This is a genomic window from Streptomyces hundungensis (assembly GCF_003627815.1).
GTDB classification, from domain to species: Bacteria; Actinomycetota; Actinomycetes; order Streptomycetales; family Streptomycetaceae; genus Streptomyces; species Streptomyces hundungensis_A.
Genome location: NZ_CP032698.1, coordinates 5,149,139 through 5,166,193, shown reverse-complemented (window position 1 = coordinate 5,166,193; position 17,055 = coordinate 5,149,139). Strand labels below are relative to the sequence as shown.

The following is a 17,055-nucleotide window of genomic DNA, read 5'->3' as shown; positions in this document are numbered from 1 at the left end:
GGCGTGCGCGGGGCTCACGCGGAAGCCCTCCCCGCAACCCATGGATGAACCGCCCCCTTGACCAAGGGAGTTCGACCATCGAGGCTCGTGTAACAGACTGCACCGCAGTGCAACACCTCTATCGGGAGGGCGCACCATGACCTACACCTTCATCGGCAAAGACCCCGAGTCGGACGTGAACGGATGCCCGGCAGTCTGGGTGGATGACAACAGGCGGCTGCTGGTGCAGGGGCTGCGAGCCGGGGAAGACGCTCAGGCCCGTACGGCGGCCGACTCGCCCCGCGCCGAGGATGAGACGCTGATCGTCCTGGAGTCCAGGATGATCCCGCTCCTCAAGGAGGCAATCCGTGTCGCAGAGTCTGGCTGAGTTCGCCCGTCTGCTCCGCCAGTGCGAGCGTTCAGCGGTGCACCTTGAGACCCGCGACGCGTACGCCGTTCCTGGAGAGCACCCGGCGTTCGACGCCTGGCTGGCAGGAGAGCGAAAGGACTGGAACGACCTCTCCTCGTGGTGGCGCGATGACTGGCACGGCCTCATCAAAGACGTGACAGCCCAAGGCGTCGTGGTACGCCGTGCGCGGGTGGTGGGAGAACCCGTCTCGGACTACATCAAATGGGAGCACGACGTCACCTTCGGCAACGTCGCCTGTGGGGAGCAAGTTCGATGGCTCCCCCGTCGGCAAGCATCCGATTTGATGTTGCCAGGCAATGACTTCTGGCTGTTCGACGAAAAGCTGGTCCAGTTCAACGTCTTTGACGGCGACGGACGTTGGGTGCACACGGACTATACGGAGCGGGCGGACGTGGCGGCGCGATGCGTCGACATGTTCGCAGCAGTCTGGGAACGCGCTGTCCCCCACGACAAGTACACGGTCTGAAAGAACAGCGGCCAGTCCATGACCTCACCCCTGTCGACGGCTGAAGAAGCCCACAAGGCAGTTGCCGACCGGCTCGTCCGAATGATGGAGGATGCCGATCTATCAGGGGCCCGGCTGGCCGCTCTGTGCGGCTGGGACCGCTCCAAAAGCCATCGGATCATCAACCGCAAGACGATTCCCAGACCTGCCGACATCCGCGCATGGTGCACGGCGTGCGGAAAGCCAGACGAAGCAGAAGCCCTGATCGACACCACGCGGACGGCCAGGACGCTCTATGTCCAGTGGGCCCAGTATCTCCGGGGCGGCCTTGGCAAGGCGCAACGCAGCCACATCTACCAGGAGACACGAGCCTTCCGCGTGTATAGCTGCGGAGTGCTCCCGGGGATGCTTCAGACGGAAGCGTACGCCCGGGGAATTCTCCGCACGATCCGTCAATTCAGGAACCTTCCCGATGACGTCGAGGACGCTGTAAAGGCTCGCCTGGAGCGCTCGACCGCCACGCTCAAAAGCAGCCAGGTGTCCATCCTCGTGGAAGAGTCGGCCCTTTATATGCCGATGACCGAATTGCCTGACCATGCCGAGCAGCTCGAACACTTTCTGACCGTCATCGGACGCTCGAACCTGGCGTTCGGAATCATCCCTCACCTGTCACGCCGCCCGGTATGGCCGCTCGAATCGTTCTACGCATTCGATGATCGCGAGATCCAGGTGGAGACCCTGACCGCGATGGTCCGCGTGACCAACCGAGCAGAGGTCGATGCCTACCTCAATGCCTTCCATCAGATGGGGCGGGCGGCTGCTTACGGCCCCATGGCCAAGACCCTGATCCATAAAGCGCTCACTGCTCTCCAGGAGTGAAGGCGTACAACGTCGTGCAACATCGGCCCCGCCGCGCCTTCTCCCTTCCTACGGTTCTGACACGACAGTCCCACCGAGGAGGGGAAGCCATGACAACTCCGTTCACGTACCCACGGCCGCCCGTGGAGTTGGCCGGTGCGGTGGAGGCCTATCTGTATGACTGCACTCCGGCAAAGGGGTGCGGTGTCTGTGCGGCCCTGGTACGGGAGTTGGCGGAAGCCAAGGCGGCACAGAAGTGGAGTGCGGCCTATGACGCCGCGGCGGAGGTACGGAACCACCCCCACGCGAAGCCGCGCCCCAACTCGCCCCGTCCACAAGGCGAGTGAGGACGCCATGGGCAAGAAGGGCGGCGACCACTCCGGGAAGCCGGACACCTCCGACAGTGACGGCCACCGCGACAGGCCGCCGGGACCGACCAAGCCGTACGAGCCGCCGAAGAAATGAGGGCACATGGCCGGCCAGCGACATCTCGTCGAGTGCCTGGAGGGCAAGAACGCCGTGCCGCGGGAGTGGCGACACACCGTTGCCTCAGTGGATCGCGCCCTGTTCATCCCCGACGTCTTCGAGGGCGGTGACTTCGGCGCCGAGCCCGAAGCCTGGGCACAGGTGGTCTACAGCGACGTGCCGGTGGTCACGCAGGTGAACGACGGACGGGAGACCCCAAAGGGGGCGTTCCGGTTGTCCACGTCGTCATCGTCGATGCCCTCGATCATGCTCGACATGCTCGGACTGCTCGAAGTGCGCGACGGCGACACGGTGTTGGAAATCGGCACGGGCACCGGCTACAACGCGGCTTGGCTCTCGCATCGGTTGGGCGACCGCAACGTGTTCAGCGTGGAGGTGGACGCGACAGTGGCGGCGCTCGCACGACAGAACCTGGAACACGCCGGCTTCCGCCCGACGGTGCTGGTCGGCGACGGCTGCCACGGGTGCGCGGGAGGTGCTCCTTACCGGCGGATCATCTGCACATGCACCGTTCGAGAGATCCCGCGCGCTTGGCCGGCGCAGTGTCCCTCGGGACGGATCGTCACCCCGTGGGGCAGTAGCTTCTTCAGCGGTTCCTTCGCGACGCTCGACGTGGTCAACGGCGAAGCGCGGGGCGGGTTTTCCGGCCGTCCCGCCTTCATGTGGGACCGCTCGCACCGGGCCGGAGCGGGACGCATCTCGGAGCTGTACCACCAGGAGGAGGGAGCGAAGAGCACGACCGACATCGCTCCGCAGAACGTCATCCAGGACGCCCCGGCGTTCTTCACCAGCCTGACCGTCACCGATGCCTGGTACCGGTGGTGTGACGCGGGCGACGACAGCGGGGAAGCCACTCTGTGGCTCTTCTCCGACGACAGGCAGTCGTGGGCCACCGTGGAATACCTGCCCGATGCGACGACGTACGAGGTCGAGCAGTACGGCCCCCGCGCGCTGTGGGCGGAAGTGCGAACCGCGTTCCTCGGGTGGCATGAGCTGGGGAAGCCGGAGCGCTCACGGTTCGGGCTGTCGGTCGACGGCGATGGGCAACGGGTGTGGCTGGATGATCCGCACAACGTCATCGGCCGGCCGTAGAACCCGCCGGGCGAAAGAACCCCGGCCCCCGGCGTGACGCCGGAGGCCGGGGGCCGTTGTGGGTGGGGCAGGGGGCCGTTACGGCAGGTTGCGGGACATCACGATGCGCTGGACCTGGTTCGTGCCCTCGTAGATCTGGGTGATCTTCGCGTCGCGCATCATGCGCTCGACCGGGTAGTCGCGGGTGTAGCCGTAGCCGCCCAGGAGCTGGACCGCGTCCGTGGTGATCTCCATGGCGACGTCGGAGGCGAAGCACTTGGCGGCGGCGCCGAAGAACGTCAGGTCGGAGTCGAGGCGCTCGGACTTGGCGGCGGCCGAGTACGTGAGCTGGCGGGCCGCCTCCAGCTTCATGGCCATGTCGGCCAGCATGAACTGGATGCCCTGGAAGTCGGCGATCGCCTTGCCGAACTGCTTGCGCTCCTGGACGTAGCCCTTGGCGTAGTCGAGGGCGCCCTGCGCGATGCCGAGGGCCTGGGCCGCGATGGTGATGCGGGTGTGGTCCAGGGTCTTCATGGCGGTCGCGAAGCCGGTGCCCTCCTCGCCGATCATGCGGTCGGCGGGGATGCGGACGTTGTCGAGGTAGACCTCACGGGTCGGCGAGCCCTTGATGCCGAGCTTCTTCTCGGGGGCGCCGAAGGAGACGCCCTCGTCCGACTTCTCGACGACGAAGGCGCTGATGCCCTTGGAGCGCTTCTCCGGGTCGGTCACGGCCATGACCGTGTAGTACTCGGACTCGCCCGCGTTGGTGATCCAGCGCTTCACGCCGTTGAGGACCCAGAAGTCCCCGTCACGGACGGCCTTCGTCTTCATGCCCGCGGCGTCCGAGCCCGCGTCCGGCTCGGAGAGGCAGTACGAGAACATGCCCTCGCCCTTGGCCAGCGGGCCCAGGTACTTCTTCTTCAGCTCCTCGGAGCCGGAGAGGATCACCGGGAGCGAGCCGAGCTTGTTCACGGCCGGGATCAGGGAGGAGGAGGCGCAGACACGCGCGACCTCCTCGATCACGATGACGGTCGCGAGGGCGTCGGCTCCGGCGCCGCCGTACTCCTCCGGCACGTGCACGGCGTGCAGGTCGTTGGCGACCAGCGCGTCGAGCGCCTCCCGGGGGAAGCGGGCCTGCTCGTCCACCTCGGCCGCGTACGGACCGATCTTGGCCTCGGAGAGCGAGCGGATGGCGTCGCGGAGCATGTCGTGCTCCTCGGACGGGCGGTACAGGTCGAACCCTGCGTTTCCTGCGTTTCCAGCCGTTCCGGCCAAGGTCTGTCACTCCCCAAGGGACGCTAACTACCGTTAAGTAACCTAATTTTAGGGGGCAGGGGCCCCTCCGGCATACGTGAGCTTGGCGACAGCCGGAAAAGGGGGCCCGCCCGGGCCCGACTATGCTCGGGCCGCGCGTTTGTCGCCCCCACGCCCGAGCCCGCCTCCCGAGCCCGCCTCCCGAGCCCGCACTTCCAGGAGCACCGCATGGCCCTCAAGCTCACCGTGATCGGCACCGGATACCTCGGAGCCACCCATGCCGCGGCCATGGCGGAGCTGGGATTCGAGGTGCTGGGCCTTGACGTGGTCCCCGAGAAGATCGAGATGCTGGGCCAGGGACGTGTCCCGATGTACGAGCCGGGCCTGGAGGAGCTGCTGCGCAAGCACGTCGCGGGCATCGAGGGATCGAGCGGCCGGCTGCGCTTCACCACCTCCTTCGAGGAGGTCGGCGCGTTCGGCGACGTCCACTTCGTCTGCGTGAACACCCCGCAGAAGCACGGTGAGTACGCCTGCGACATGAGCTACGTCGAGTCCGCCTTCGGCTCGCTCGCCCCGCACCTGCGCGACGGCGCGCTGGTCGTGGGCAAGTCCACGGTGCCGGTCGGCTCGGCGGCCCGGCTCGCGGCCGTGCTGCCCGAGAACGTGGAGCTGGCATGGAACCCGGAGTTCCTGCGCGAGGGCTTCGCCGTCGACGACACCCTGCACCCCGACCGGATCGTGGTCGGCGTGGAGAGCGAGCGCGCCGAGAAGCTGCTTCGCGAGGTGTACGCGGGGCCCGTCGGCGAGGGCTCGCCGTTCGTGGTGACCGACTTCCCGACCGCGGAGCTGGTCAAGACCGCGGCCAACTCCTTCCTCGCCACCAAGATCTCCTTCATCAACGCCATGGCCGAGGTGTGCGAGGCCGCCGACGGCGACGTGGTCAAGCTCGCCGAGGCCATCGGCCACGACGACCGGATCGGAAAGAAGTTCCTGCGGGCCGGCATCGGCTTCGGCGGCGGCTGTCTGCCCAAGGACATCCGGGCGTTCATGGCGCGGGCCGGCGAGCTCGGTGCCGACCAGGCGCTGACCTTCCTGCGCGAGGTCGACTCCGTCAACATGCGCCGCCGCGGCCACATGGTGGAGCTGGCCCGCGAGGCGGTGGGCGGCGAGACCTTCCTCGGCAAGCGGGTCGCCGTGCTCGGCGCCACCTTCAAGCCCGACTCCGACGACGTACGGGACTCCCCCGCTCTGAACGTCGCCGGTCAGATCCACCTCCAGGGCGGCCAGGTCACGGTGTACGACCCCAAGGGCATGGACAACGCCCGCCGCCTCTTTCCGACGCTGGGGTACGCGCCGAGCGCCGTCGAGGCGGTGCGCGGCGCCGATGTCGTGCTGCACCTGACCGAGTGGCGCGAGTTCCGCGATCTCGACCCCGCCGAGCTGGCCGAGGCCGCGGCCACCCGGATCATCCTGGACGGACGCAACGCGCTGGACCCGGTCACCTGGCGGGAGGCGGGCTGGACCTACCGCGCGATGGGCCGCCCGCGCGCCTAGGGCTGTTCGGCTGTACGGGGCCGGGGCTCCGGGGCCGGGGCTCCGGGGTCCGGGCTCCGGGCTAGTCCCCCACCGGCCCGTCGAGGTCCTCGATGGTGGCGGTCGACGCGGCTCTTCGTGGGGCGGTGGCGCGGGCGCTGAACTCCACGTCCCGGACCACCCGGGTCAGGTTCTCCCAGGTCAGCGCCGCGATCTCGGATTCAGTCCAGCCCCGGCCGAGGAGTTCGGCGATCAGGGTGGGATAGCAGGAGGCGTCCTCGAGGCCGGAGGTGCGGGGGGCGCCGGTGGTCAGTCCGTACGTCCCCGAGAGCCCCACATGGGCGGCCCCGGCCACCTCGCGTACGCGCTCGACGTGGTCGGCCACCTCGCGTACGGAGACGGCCGGGCCGGTCCGTTCGATCTGGTCCGGGGCGAAGCTCACCAGGCAGACCCCGCCGTGCTCGCCGATCGCGGCGAGCAGGTCGTCGGAGGCGTTCAGGGGGTGCTTGGTGAGGGAGGCCGCCGCCGAGCGGGAGAGCAGCGCCGGGGCCTTGGACGAGTCGATGGTGCGGCGCCAGGTGGCGGGGGTGGCGCCGGAGAGGTCCAGCAGTATCCCGAGCCGGTTGGACTCGCGCACCACTTCCAGGCCGAAGCGGGACAGGCCCGGCTCGGTCCAGGGGGTGCCGGGGGTCAGCGCGAGGGCCCGTACCCCGAGGAGGTGGTACGCCCGCAGCGTGCCGAGCGAGTTGCCGAGGGCGTGCGCGGCCACGGGGCCCAGGAACGAGGCGATGCGGCCGCAGTTGCGGGCGTCCGCGAGGTCGCCCGCGGTGAGCGCCAGGCGCAGCCAGGCCGGGCAGGAGGCGATCAGGGTACGGATCCGGTCCAGGCGCTCCAGGGTGGCGCCGGCCGGGTCGGGGCATCCCGGCTCGGCGGTCAGCGCCCAGAACTGCGCGCCTACGCCGCCGGCCCTCAGCCGGGGGATGTCCGTGTCGAGGGAGCTCTCGCCGATCTCCAGATCGTGCCAGGGGGCCTGTGCGAGGGCTTTCGCCAGGGTGTTGTGCCCGTCCGCCACGGGGTGCGCGGCGAGCAGGCTGCGGGCGCGGTCGAGGCAGTCGTCGCCGGCGTCCGGGTCGGGTACGGGGTCGGGGTCGGGCGGGGCGGGAGGTGGTGCGGAGGTCGGCGGTTCGAGCTCGCCGACCGCCGAGGTGGTCTGGGGGTCGTCCTGCAAATCTGCCATGACGGGCTCCCGGGGTCGGCGGTGACGGCAGTATCGACACGGTGTCATGGCGGGGCGGGGACTTCACGGCGGACGGCGCGTTCGGGGGACCCCCTGGGCTCCGCCCAGCCCCCGGCCCCCTGGGGCTCCGCGGGTTCGCCCACCCGCCCACCCGTGACGGGGTTGGATAGCCCGGCCCCCGGGGCTCCGCCCCAGACCCCAGGCGTCTGCCCACCCACCCGCCCGTGCAGCGGGTTGAAAGGTCCAGCCCCTGGGGCTCCGCCCCAGACCCCACGGGTTCTCCCACCCACCCGCCCGTGCGGCGCGTTGAACGGGCTGAGCCCTGGGGCTCCGCCCCAGACCCCTGCGGGTTTGCCCACCCGCCCACCCGTGCGGCGGGTTGAATCGGCTGAGCCCTGGGGCTGCGCCCCAGACCCCCGCGGGGGGTCCGCCCCCTGCACCCCCGTTCGCGCCTGAAGGGCGCTCGTCCTCAATCTCCCCCAAGGCCTTAAGGGCCAGGGGGGACCCCCATGACAGGCTGAGGTGCTGACCAGCACCGAGCAGTTAAGGGGCGCGAGGAACTGCGCGAGAAGCGAGCACGGTCCGCACACGAAGGCGGGTTAGGGGCGCGGGGAACTGCGCAAAACGCGGGTGCGGTCCGCGTGTGACCGGGGGCTGGGGGCGCGGGGAACTGCGCGAAGAGGGGGCCGGGCCGCCCCCGGTGTGGGGGGTGGCCCGGGGGTTAGGCGGGGGGCAGGGTCGCGTTCGAGGGGCCTCGGAGAACGCGGAGCTCCCGCGACACGGACTCCGCGTCGCGCAGCACCCGCACCGCGTTCGACCACGTCAGCTTCGCAAGGTCCGCCGAGGACCAGCCCCGGGAGAGCAGCTCGGCCACCAGGTTCGGGTAGCCGGAGACGTCGTCCAGGCCGGACGGGGTGAACGCCGTGCCGTCGAAGTCGCCGCCGATGCCGATGTGGTCGACACCCGCCACCTCCCGCATGTGGTCCAGGTGGTCGGCGACCGTCGCGGCCGTGGCGATCGGCCGCGGGTTCGCCGCCTCGAACGCCTCGTGGAGCTTCATCGCCTCCGGCGAGGCGTCCAGGTGGTGGAGGCCGTGCGCCCGCAGGTTCTCGTCGGCGGCCTGGGTCCACGCCACCGCCGCGGGGAGGATGAACTTCGGCACGAAGGTCACCATCGCCACGCCGCCGTTGCCGGGGAGCTGGGCCAGCACGTCGTCCGGGATGTTGCGCGGGTGGTCGCAGATCGCCCGCGCGGAGGAGTGCGAGAAGATCACGGGGGCCACGGACGTGGACAGCGCGTCCCGCATCGTCGTCGCCGCGACGTGCGAGAGGTCCACCAGCATGCCGATGCGGTTCATCTCGCGGACGACCTCGTGGCCGAACGGCGAGAGCCCGCCCACGTTCGGCACGTCGGTCGCCGAGTCCGCCCACGGCAGGTTGTCGTTGTGGGTCAGGGTCATGTACCGCACGCCGAGCGCGTACAGCGCGCGCAGCGTGGCGAGGGAGTTGTTGATCGAGTGGCCGCCCTCGGCGCCCTTGAGCGAGGCGATGCGGCCCTCGGCGCGCGCCGCCTCCATGTCGTCGGCGGTGAGCGCGGGCACCAGTTCGCACGGGTAGCGCGCCAGCATCTGGTCGACGCAGTCGATCTGCTCCAGGGTGGCGCTGACCGCCTCGTCGCCCGCCAGGTCGCTGCGTACGTACACGGACCAGAACTGCGCCCCGACCCCGCCGGACCGCAGCCGGGCGAGGTCGGTGTGGGTGCGGCCGGTGAGGTCGGTCGCCAGGTCGCAGCGGTCCAGGTCGTAGCGGGTCTGCTCGCGCAGCGCCCAGGGGAGGTCGTTGTGGCCGTCGACCACGGGGTGACGGGCGAGCAGGGCGCGGGCTTCGTCGAGGTGGCTCATGGGAGTCACTTTCCGAATCCGAAGGCGCCCGAACCCTCGACCTTCGTCCGCAGCCGCTTGCCCTTCTCGGTGGCCTGGTCGTTCAGCTCCTGCTGGAACTCCCGCATGCGGGTGAGGAGTTCGGCGTCGTGGGTGGCGAGGATGCGGGCCGCGAGCAGGCCCGCGTTGCGCGCGCCGCCGACCGAGACGGTCGCGACCGGCACCCCGGCCGGCATCTGCACGATGGACAGGAGCGAGTCCATGCCGTCGAGGTACTTCAGCGGCACGGGTACGCCGATCACCGGGAGCGGGGTCACCGAGGCGAGCATGCCCGGCAGGTGGGCGGCGCCGCCCGCGCCCGCGATGACCGCCTTGAGGCCGCGGCCCGCGGCCTCCTCGCCGTACGCGATCATTTCGCGCGGCATCCGGTGCGCGGAGACGACGTCGACCTCGTAGCGGATCTCGAACTCGTCGAGCGCCTTGGCGGCGGCCTCCATGACCGGCCAGTCGGAGTCCGAACCCATGACGATGCCGACGACGGGACCGTTGACAGGAGTGGCGCTCATTCGGTGATCGTTCCTCTGAGGTAGTCGGCCGCGTGGCGGGCCCGCTCGCGGACCTCCGCGAGATCGTCGCCGTAGGTGTTGACGTGGCCCACCTTGCGGCCGGGCTTCACGTCCTTGCCATACATGTGGATCTTGAGCTGGGGGTCGCGGGCCATGCAGTGCAGGTACGCGTAGTACATGTCCGGGTAGTCGCCGCCGAGCACGTTGCACATCACGGTCCACTTCGACCGCGGGCGCGGGTCGCCCAGGGGGAGGTCGAGGACGGCACGGACGTGGTTGGCGAACTGCGAGGTGATCGCGCCGTCCTGGGTCCAGTGGCCGGAGTTGTGCGGGCGCATCGCCAGCTCGTTGACGAGGATGCCCGGCACACCGTCGGCGTCGCGGGTCTCGAACAGCTCGACCGCGAGGTGGCCGACGACGCCGAGCTCGGACGCGATGCGCAGGGCGAGCTGCTGGGCCTCGCCCGCCAGCTCGTCGTCGAGGTCGGGGGCGGGGGCGATCACCGTGTCGCACACGCCGTCGACCTGGATCGACTCCACGACGGGGTAGGCCACCGCCTGGCCGTGCGGCGAGCGGACGACGTTGGCCGCCAGCTCCCGTACGAAGTCCACCTTCTCCTCGGCGAGGACGTCGACGCCCGCCTTGAAGGCGTCGGCCGCGTCCGCCTCGGAGCGTACGAACCACACGCCCTTGCCGTCGTAGCCGCCGACGACCGTCTTGAGGATGACGGGATAGCCCTCGCCCTCGGCGGCGAACCGCGACACGTCGGCCGGGTCGGCCACGATGCGGTGGCGAGGGCAGGGGGCGTCGATCGCGCTCAGCTTGGCGCGCATCACCCCCTTGTCGTGGGCGTGCACCAACGCGTCGGGCCCCGGGCGCACGACGATGCCGTCCGCTTCCAGGGCCCGCAGGTGTTCGGTGGGCACGTGCTCGTGATCGAAGGTGATCACGTCACAGCCGCGCGCGAAGTCACGCAGCGTGTCCAGGTCGCGATAGTCGCCGACGACGACCTCGCTCACCACCTGGGCCGCCGAGTCCTGCGGGGTGTCACTGAGGAGCTTGAATCTGATGCCGAGGGGGATGCCCGCCTCGTGGGTCATGCGGGCGAGCTGACCGCCGCCGACCATGCCGACTACCGGGAACGTCACGCCTCCAGGGTATCCGCCGTCCGAGCGGACCCTCCAGGGCCCGGTCGCGGGGGCCGGATTCCCGGTGCCCAGGGGCACGGCCCGCGGGGGGTGGTTAGCATGGGCGGGTTGACCGGCACGAAAAGCACACCGAATCCGACGGGACTGGCGATCACCATGAGTGCACAGGGCGCGTCGCCGTCGCGACTGCGACTGCTGGTACAGGAGGTCGCGAAGTTCGGCGCCGTGGGCGGCCTCGGGGTGCTCGTGAACATGGGCGCCTTCAACCTGCTGCGGCACGCCACCGAGCTCCAGGTGGTGCGGGCCAGCCTGCTCGCCACCGGGATCGCGATCGCCTTCAACTACGTGGGCTTTCGCTACTTCACCTACCGTGACCGCGAGAAGAGCGGCCGGGCCCGTGAGCTGACCCTGTTCCTGCTGTTCAGCGTGGTCGGCGCGGTGATCGAGAACGGCATCCTGTACGTCGCGACGTACGGCTTCGGCTGGAACAGCCCGTGGCAGAACAACTTCTTCAAGTTCCTCGGGATCGGGCTCGGCACCCTGTTCCGCTTCTGGTCCTACCGCACCTGGGTGTTCCGGGCGCTGCCCGCCCGGGAGGCGGTACAGACGGCCGAATCGTTTCTGGACGACCCCCGGCCCGCCGTCCCCGCCAAGCGCTGACCCCGACCGCGAGCACTGAGCGGTCCCGCACCGGGGCCGGGCTCACCCATGCCGAGCGGCCCCGCGCTACCGGGGCCCGGCTCAGCGCCCGGCTCAGCGGATCGTCGTCGTACGCTCCGGGTCGCGGCGCGCGCCCGCCTCACGGCTGAGGAAGAGCGCGAACACGGCCGGCTGCTGCTGGAGCATTTCGAGCCGGCCGCCGTCGGCCTCCGCGAGGTCGCGGGCGACGGCCAGGCCGATGCCCGTGGAGTTGCGGCCGCTGATGGAGCGCTCGAAGATCCGCGCGCCGAGGTCGGGCGGCACGCCGGGGCCCTCGTCGGTGACCTCGACCACGGCCTGGTTGCCGGTGACCCGGGTGCGCACCGCGACCGTGCCGCCGCCGTGCATCAGCGAGTTCTCGATCAGCGCGGCCAGCACCTGGGCGACCGCGCCCGGGGTGCCGACCGCCTTCAGACCGGTCTTGCCGGAGCGCACGATGGCGCGGCCCGCGCTGCGATACGCCGGGCGCCACTCCTCCAGCTGCTGCTTGACGACCTCGTCGAGCGAGAAGACCACGGCCGAACCGGTGCGCGGATCACGGCTGTTGGTGAGGAGGCGCTCCACCACGTCGGTGAGCCGCTCGACCTGGGTGAGCGCGATCGTGGCCTCCTCCTTGACCGTGTCCAGGTCGTCGGTGAGGGCGATCTCCTCCAGGCGCATGGAGAGCGCGGTCAGCGGGGTGCGCAACTGGTGCGAGGCGTCCGCGGCGAGCCGGCGCTCGGCCGTGAGCATCCGGCCGATCCGGTCGGCGGAGGAGTCGAGCACATCGGCGACCCGGTCGAGCTCGGGCACCCCGTACCGCTTGTGCCGCGGGCGGGGGTCGCCGGAGCCGAGCCGTTCGGCGGTCTCGGCCAGGTCGGTCAGCGGGGAGGCCAGCTTGTTGGCCTGGCGCACCGCGAGGAGCACCGCGGAGACGATGGCGAGCAGGGCGACCGCGCCGATGATCAGCAGGGTGCGCCCGACCTCCTTGGTGACCGTGGAGCGGTCCTCCTCGACCAGGACGGACTCGCCGCGCTCGCCCGTGGCGGTGCCCTTGATGACGGTGCCCTCGGGCTTGACGCCCAGCTCCATCACCGGGCGGCCCGGGATCGCGATGCGGGCATAGCGCTTGGGGTCGATCTGTTCGTTCAGGACCTGCGTGTTGATCGTCTCGTTGGCCAGGGTGCGGCTGTCCACGACGGAGACGAGCCGCAGCGCCTCGGAGTCGACGCTCTCCTGGGCGCTGCTGCTGATGGTCCGGGTCTCGACGATGACGAGGGAGACGCCGAAGACCGCGATCACCACGAGCACGACCGCGAGTGTGGAGTTGATCAGTCGACGGCGCATGTGCTCCGGTGCTCTAGCTCTTCTCGAAGCGGAAGCCGACTCCGCGGACGGTGGCGATGTAGCGGGGGTTGGCCGCGTCGTCGCCGAGCTTCTTGCGCAGCCACGAGATGTGCATGTCGAGCGTCTTGGTCGAGGACCACCAGGTGGTGTCCCAGACCTCGCGCATCAGCTGGTCGCGGGTCACCACCCGGCCCGCGTCCCGCACCAGGACCCTGAGCAGGTCGAACTCCTTGGCGGTGAGCTGGAGTTCCTCGTCGCCCATCCAGGCGCGGTGCGACTCGACGTCGATCCGCACCCCGTGGGTGGCGGGCTGGGGCGCCGGCTCGGTGGCGCCGCGCCGCAGCAGCGCCCGGACCCGTGCGAGCAGTTCGGCGAGCCGGAAGGGCTTGGTGACGTAGTCGTCCGCGCCGGCGTCGAGGCCGACCACGGTGTCCACCTCGTCGGCACGGGCGGTGAGCACGAGGATGGGGACGGTGTGTCCCTCGGCGCGCAGCCTCCGCGCCACTTCGAGGCCGTCCATGCCGGGAAGCCCCAGGTCGAGCACGACCAGGTCGGCGCCCCCCTGTAGTCCGGCGTCGAGGGCGGTCGGGCCGTCCTCGCGGACCTCGACCTCGTAACCCTCCCTGCGCAGGGCGCGGGCCAGTGGCTCCGAGATGGACGCGTCGTCCTCGGCGAGCAGTACACGGGTCATGGAGGTGATGGTAGTCCGCGGCGGCGACAATGCGTCAGGTGATCCACCCACCCTGCGGGTCTATGAACAGATCTTGATCAACACCTTCGAATGGGGGTGAGTGGTTCCAGAGATGCCTGTGATCCATCTCTCAAGTCCTTCCATATGCCACAGTCTGGTGACGTATGGTGTCCCAACGCCTATAGCACTACTCGGGGACCTTTGGCCTGCTTGGCGCGCCAAGGGTCTCTTTTCTGCACAGGGCCGGCTTTGCCAGTCTTGAGATCAGTGAATGACCTACGGGCCGGGCCCCAGCGCGAACGAGCGCACGGGGTGTGGATCCCGGTGTGGTCTGTCCTTCCCGCCTCCCCCACGGAGCCGGACCCCAAAGGCGTTGGGGGGACAGTCGCCATGCCGGTGCCGGCCCTCCCCCACCGGGCGCGACCCAACGCTCACGAAGCGCGCGTCCCGAGCAAGCAAGGATCGACCATGGCGTCCAGCCTGACGAAGGACTCCGCCAGTACCACTGGCACCGAGAAGACCTTCCTCGGCCACCCCCGCGGCCTGGCCAACCTCTTCATGACGGAGATGTGGGAGCGCTACAGCTTCTACGGCATGCGGGCCCTGCTCGTGCTCTACCTGGTCGCCCCGGCGTCCCAGGGCGGACTCGGGTTCAACATGGCCACGGCCACCGCGATCTACTCCGTCTACAACGCGATGGTGTACCTGCTCGCCCTGCCGGGCGGCTGGCTCGCCGACCGCGCCTGGGGTGCCCGCAGGACGGTGGCCATCGGCGGCACGATCATCATGATCGGCCACTTCCTCCTGGCCGTGCCGGTGGAGATCTCGTTCTTCATCGGTCTCGCGGCCATCGCGCTCGGCTCCGGTCTCCTCAAGGCCAACATCTCCACGATGGTCGGCCACCTGTACCCGGACAAGAACGACCCGCGTCGCGACGGTGGCTTCACGGTCTTCTACATGGGCATCAACCTCGGTGCCTTCTTCGCGCCGCTGACGATCGGCACGGTCGGCCAGAAGGTCAACTGGCACTTCGGCTTCGCGCTCGCCGGTGTGGGCATGGCGCTGGGTCTGCTGTTCTTCTTCCTCGGTACCCGCCACATGTCGGCGGACAGCGACGTCGTCCCGACCCCGATGTCCGAGACCGAGCGCGCCGCGATCATCAAGAAGATCCTGATGTGGCTGGGCGTCGCGGCCGTCGCCTACGCCGCCCTCGCGGTCTCGGGTCACTTCACGGTCGACTGGGCCATCTGGCCGCTGACCATCGCCGGCCTCGTCATCCCGGCCTGGTACCTGCTGCGCATCAAGCGCGACAAGGACCTCGACCAGGTCTCGCAGTCCCGCATGTCGGCGTACGTGTGGTTCTTCGTCGCCGCGGCCGCCTTCTGGGGCATCTACGACCAGACCGGCTCGACGCTCAGCGTGTTCGCGCAGGACAACACCTCGAACAGCCTGTTCGGTCTGGACTTCCCGTCCAGCTGGTTCCAGTCCCTGAACCCGCTGTACGTGATGGCCCTGGCCCCGGTCTTCGCCTGGCTCTGGGTGTACCTGAACAAGCGCCGCCAGGAGCCGAGCACGCTGTCGAAGTTCGCCTTCGGCCTCACGCTCATCGGCCTGTCGTTCTTCGTGATGATGCTGGCCCAGGCCGCCTCCTCCGGCGGCGTCAAGGTCACCCCGCTGTGGCTGTGCATGGTCTACCTGATCCAGACCGTCGGTGAGCTGACGCTCTCCCCGGTCGGCCTCTCCCTGACCACCAAGCTGGCGCCGGAGAAGTACGCCTCGCAGATGATGGGCGTCTGGTTCCTGGCCGTCACGGCCGGCGACTCGGTCATCGCCCTGCTCCAGCTCATCGGCGCGCCGACCGACTCCTCGTACTGGTTCGCCAGCCAGGGCGGCCTCGCCGTCCTCGCCGGTGTCGCGATCTTCATGTACCGCAGGAAGGTCCAGCCCCTCATGGGCGGCGTGCACTGAGCACCGCCGCGACACGTTCAAGGGCCGCCGCACCGGAAGGTGCGGCGGCCCTTGGCCGTTTCTAGCGCGTGCCGCGCAGGCGCCTCCACGGGGTGAAGGTGAAGATCGCGCCGCCCAGCAGCAGCACCGTGCCCGCCACCAGGCCGAGGGCGCGCAGGGCGCCCGTGTCGCTCGCGCCGGTCTGGGCCAGGCCGCCGGAGGAGGAGGTGGCCGCCGCGCCGGACGTGCCCGAGGTGGTGGCCGCGCCCGAGGAGCCGCTGCCGCCGGCCGCGCCGCCGGGCTGGGCCGCCGTGTCCAGTTCCAGGGAGACCGGCGCCGAGCCGGACACCTTGCAGGGGATGTGGATGGGCGAGCCGCCCAGGGTGACGTCGATGGACAGGTCGCCCGGGCTCAGCGTGGACTTGCCGGAGGCGCCCGGCTTGTAGGTGCCGGTCATGTCGGTGAGGCTCACCGGGGCGCCCGACTTGATCGGGTCGGGGTTGGCGGGGCCCGTGACGGCCACCGTGCCCTTGTCGGCGCCGCCGACGGCGACCTGCATGGACGGCTTGAGCGCGCCCGCCGGAAGGTCCGCGGGGCTGTTCATGACGCCTTTGGCCGTCTTGACGGTGAGGGCGTAACTCCCGCCGTTCTTCTTGGCGTTGATGGTCACCTTGGACTGGATGCTCGCCGGTCCGGGCGGCGTGCAGGCGAAGTTCACGGCGACTTCCTTGCCGGGGAAGTCGCTCTGGCCCCCGCTGCCGCCGGTGCTGCTCCCACCGGTGCTGCCTGCGCTCGTGGTGCCGCCGCTCGTGGTGCCGCCGGAGGTCGTGGTGCCGCCCGAGGTGCTCGTCCCGCCGGAGGAGGACGTGGAGCCGCCGGAGGTCGTGGTGCCGCCAGAGGAGGTGGTGCCACCGGACGTGGTGCCGCCCGACGTGGTCGTACCGCCCGTCGTACCCCCCGCGTCCGTCACCTTGATCGTGGCCCCGGGTGAGACCGTCGCCTTCGGCGTGCACTTGGTGTCGGTCGACATGATCTGGTTGACGTTGATGTTGTACGCGTCCGGCGTCAGGGTGACGTCGCCCGCCTTGGTCAGTTTGAGTTTGGCCGTCATGTCCGAGAGGACCATCGGGCTGTTCTTGGGGATCGCCGGGTTCTTCCGCGGGCCCTTCATGGCGATGTCGGCGCTCTGGGCGCCCGCCGCCTTGAGGGTGCCGGTCGGCTGGACGACGTCCTTGTTGAGGTCGAGGACGCCCGGATTGTTCGAGGCCGCCTGGGTGAACTTCCAGACGATGTCGACCTCGTCGCCCACCTTGGCCGTGGCAGGGGCGGTGATCTGCACCTTCGTCGTGCCCTCGACCGGCGGCAGACCGGAGATGGACGGCGGTATGCACTCGGTGGCGTACGAGACTTCGGCTGCTTGTGCGGGAGCTGCGGCCAGCACGATCCCCGCGCCGCCGAGCATCAGCGCGAGACCGGCCGCGCTCATCCTCCGTTGCGTGGTCACGG

16 protein-coding genes are annotated in these 17,055 nt (G+C 69.9%); 8 read left to right on the top strand and 8 right to left on the bottom strand.

What is annotated here, in order from left to right; genetic code table 11:
- The first annotated feature begins 136 nt into the window (after positions 1 to 136).
- From DWB77_RS22950 to DWB77_RS22930, 5 genes are all read left to right on the top strand, one after another.
- The gene (locus DWB77_RS22950) at positions 137 to 367 is read left to right on the top strand and encodes a hypothetical protein (RefSeq protein ID WP_120723042.1); all 231 of its coding nucleotides are present in this window, start codon (positions 137 to 139) and stop codon (positions 365 to 367) included.
- Positions 348 to 875 carry a DUF6879 family protein gene (locus tag DWB77_RS22945; RefSeq protein WP_120723041.1) on the top strand — a complete coding sequence of 176 codons (528 nt, stop codon included), beginning with the start codon at positions 348 to 350 and terminating at the stop codon, positions 873 to 875. Before DWB77_RS22950 ends, DWB77_RS22945 begins: the two co-directional genes overlap by 20 nt.
- Positions 876 to 893: 18 nt before the next feature.
- Entirely contained in the window at positions 894 to 1,733 is an 840-nt protein-coding gene (locus tag DWB77_RS22940; protein WP_120723040.1) for a DUF5753 domain-containing protein, read from the top strand.
- Between the two features lie 89 nt (positions 1,734 to 1,822).
- Complete coding sequence (locus DWB77_RS22935; RefSeq protein ID WP_120723039.1) at positions 1,823 to 2,059, top strand: hypothetical protein; 237 nt, start codon at positions 1,823 to 1,825, stop codon at positions 2,057 to 2,059.
- 124 nt (positions 2,060 to 2,183) lie between these two features.
- Positions 2,184 to 3,290 (top strand): methyltransferase domain-containing protein, encoded by a 1,107-nt coding sequence (locus tag DWB77_RS22930; RefSeq protein ID WP_120723038.1) that lies wholly within the window; start codon positions 2,184 to 2,186, stop codon positions 3,288 to 3,290.
- Positions 3,291 to 3,368: 78 nt separating this feature from the next.
- Here DWB77_RS22930 and DWB77_RS22925 read toward each other — a convergent pair whose 3' ends face one another.
- Positions 3,369 to 4,544, bottom strand: coding sequence for an acyl-CoA dehydrogenase family protein (locus tag DWB77_RS22925; protein ID WP_267895393.1), 1,176 nt, complete (start codon positions 4,542 to 4,544; stop codon positions 3,369 to 3,371).
- Between the two features lie 207 nt (positions 4,545 to 4,751).
- Here DWB77_RS22925 and DWB77_RS22920 point away from each other — a divergent pair, with 207 nt between their 5' ends.
- Positions 4,752 to 6,077 carry a UDP-glucose dehydrogenase family protein gene (locus tag DWB77_RS22920; protein WP_120723037.1) on the top strand — a complete coding sequence of 442 codons (1,326 nt, stop codon included), beginning with the start codon at positions 4,752 to 4,754 and terminating at the stop codon, positions 6,075 to 6,077.
- A gap of 61 nt (positions 6,078 to 6,138) precedes the next feature.
- Here the strand turns inward: DWB77_RS22920 and DWB77_RS22915 are convergent, their stop codons facing one another.
- The 4 genes from DWB77_RS22915 to DWB77_RS22900 all read right to left on the bottom strand — a co-directional run bounded on the left by DWB77_RS22915 (position 6,139) and on the right by DWB77_RS22900 (position 10,865).
- The gene (locus DWB77_RS22915; protein WP_120723036.1) at positions 6,139 to 7,293 is read right to left on the bottom strand and encodes a dipeptidase; all 1,155 of its coding nucleotides are present in this window, start codon (positions 7,291 to 7,293) and stop codon (positions 6,139 to 6,141) included.
- A gap of 721 nt (positions 7,294 to 8,014) precedes the next feature.
- Entirely contained in the window at positions 8,015 to 9,193 is a 1,179-nt protein-coding gene (locus tag DWB77_RS22910) for a dipeptidase (RefSeq protein ID WP_120723035.1), read from the bottom strand.
- Positions 9,194 to 9,198: 5 nt separating this feature from the next.
- A complete protein-coding gene (purE, locus tag DWB77_RS22905) occupies positions 9,199 to 9,738 on the bottom strand; it encodes a 5-(carboxyamino)imidazole ribonucleotide mutase (RefSeq protein WP_120723034.1) in 540 nt (179 codons plus the stop codon).
- Positions 9,735 to 10,865, bottom strand: coding sequence for a 5-(carboxyamino)imidazole ribonucleotide synthase (locus DWB77_RS22900; protein ID WP_120723033.1), 1,131 nt, complete (start codon positions 10,863 to 10,865; stop codon positions 9,735 to 9,737). The genes purE and DWB77_RS22900 overlap by 4 nt, the downstream gene beginning before the upstream one ends.
- 177 nt (positions 10,866 to 11,042) lie before the next feature.
- Here DWB77_RS22900 and DWB77_RS22895 point away from each other — a divergent pair, with 177 nt between their 5' ends.
- Positions 11,043 to 11,546 (top strand): GtrA family protein, encoded by a 504-nt coding sequence (locus tag DWB77_RS22895; protein WP_120723032.1) that lies wholly within the window; start codon positions 11,043 to 11,045, stop codon positions 11,544 to 11,546.
- Positions 11,547 to 11,639: 93 nt separating this feature from the next.
- Here the strand turns inward: DWB77_RS22895 and DWB77_RS22890 are convergent, their stop codons facing one another.
- Positions 11,640 to 12,911, bottom strand: a complete 1,272-nt coding sequence (locus tag DWB77_RS22890; RefSeq protein WP_120723031.1) for an ATP-binding protein — start codon at positions 12,909 to 12,911, stop codon at positions 11,640 to 11,642.
- A 13-nt stretch (positions 12,912 to 12,924) separates the two neighbouring features.
- A complete protein-coding gene (locus tag DWB77_RS22885) occupies positions 12,925 to 13,602 on the bottom strand; it encodes a response regulator transcription factor (RefSeq protein WP_067159845.1) in 678 nt (225 codons plus the stop codon).
- Between the two features lie 468 nt (positions 13,603 to 14,070).
- On the opposite strand from DWB77_RS22885, the gene DWB77_RS22880 reads away from it, so the two are divergent.
- Positions 14,071 to 15,570, top strand: coding sequence for a peptide MFS transporter (locus tag DWB77_RS22880; protein WP_120723030.1), 1,500 nt, complete (start codon positions 14,071 to 14,073; stop codon positions 15,568 to 15,570).
- Positions 15,571 to 15,631: 61 nt separating this feature from the next.
- Here the strand turns inward: DWB77_RS22880 and DWB77_RS22875 are convergent, their stop codons facing one another.
- Positions 15,632 to 17,035 (bottom strand): hypothetical protein, encoded by a 1,404-nt coding sequence (locus DWB77_RS22875; RefSeq protein ID WP_120723029.1) that lies wholly within the window; start codon positions 17,033 to 17,035, stop codon positions 15,632 to 15,634.
- Positions 17,036 to 17,055 lie beyond the last annotated feature (20 nt).

Bases quoted from the DNA above. Each gene is read 5' to 3' on its own strand.
- DWB77_RS22950 (WP_120723042.1), top strand. From the start codon at position 137: ATGACCTACACCTTCATCGGCAAAGACCCCGAGTCGGACGTGAACGGA.
- DWB77_RS22940 (WP_120723040.1), top strand. From the start codon at position 894: ATGACCTCACCCCTGTCGACGGCTGAAGAAGCCCACAAGGCAGTTGCC.
- DWB77_RS22935 (WP_120723039.1), top strand. From the start codon at position 1,823: ATGACAACTCCGTTCACGTACCCACGGCCGCCCGTGGAGTTGGCCGGT.
- DWB77_RS22930 (WP_120723038.1), top strand. From the start codon at position 2,184: ATGGCCGGCCAGCGACATCTCGTCGAGTGCCTGGAGGGCAAGAACGCC.
- DWB77_RS22920 (WP_120723037.1), top strand. From the start codon at position 4,752: ATGGCCCTCAAGCTCACCGTGATCGGCACCGGATACCTCGGAGCCACC.
- DWB77_RS22915 (WP_120723036.1), bottom strand. From the start codon at position 7,293: ATGGCAGATTTGCAGGACGACCCCCAGACCACCTCGGCGGTCGGCGAG.
- DWB77_RS22910 (WP_120723035.1), bottom strand. From the start codon at position 9,193: ATGAGCCACCTCGACGAAGCCCGCGCCCTGCTCGCCCGTCACCCCGTG.
- purE (WP_120723034.1), bottom strand. From the start codon at position 9,738: ATGAGCGCCACTCCTGTCAACGGTCCCGTCGTCGGCATCGTCATGGGT.
- DWB77_RS22900 (WP_120723033.1), bottom strand. From the start codon at position 10,865: ATGGTCGGCGGCGGTCAGCTCGCCCGCATGACCCACGAGGCGGGCATC.
- DWB77_RS22895 (WP_120723032.1), top strand. From the start codon at position 11,043: ATGAGTGCACAGGGCGCGTCGCCGTCGCGACTGCGACTGCTGGTACAG.
- DWB77_RS22890 (WP_120723031.1), bottom strand. From the start codon at position 12,911: ATGCGCCGTCGACTGATCAACTCCACACTCGCGGTCGTGCTCGTGGTG.
- DWB77_RS22885 (WP_067159845.1), bottom strand. From the start codon at position 13,602: ATGACCCGTGTACTGCTCGCCGAGGACGACGCGTCCATCTCGGAGCCA.
- DWB77_RS22880 (WP_120723030.1), top strand. From the start codon at position 14,071: ATGGCGTCCAGCCTGACGAAGGACTCCGCCAGTACCACTGGCACCGAG.
- DWB77_RS22875 (WP_120723029.1), bottom strand. From the start codon at position 17,035: ATGAGCGCGGCCGGTCTCGCGCTGATGCTCGGCGGCGCGGGGATCGTG.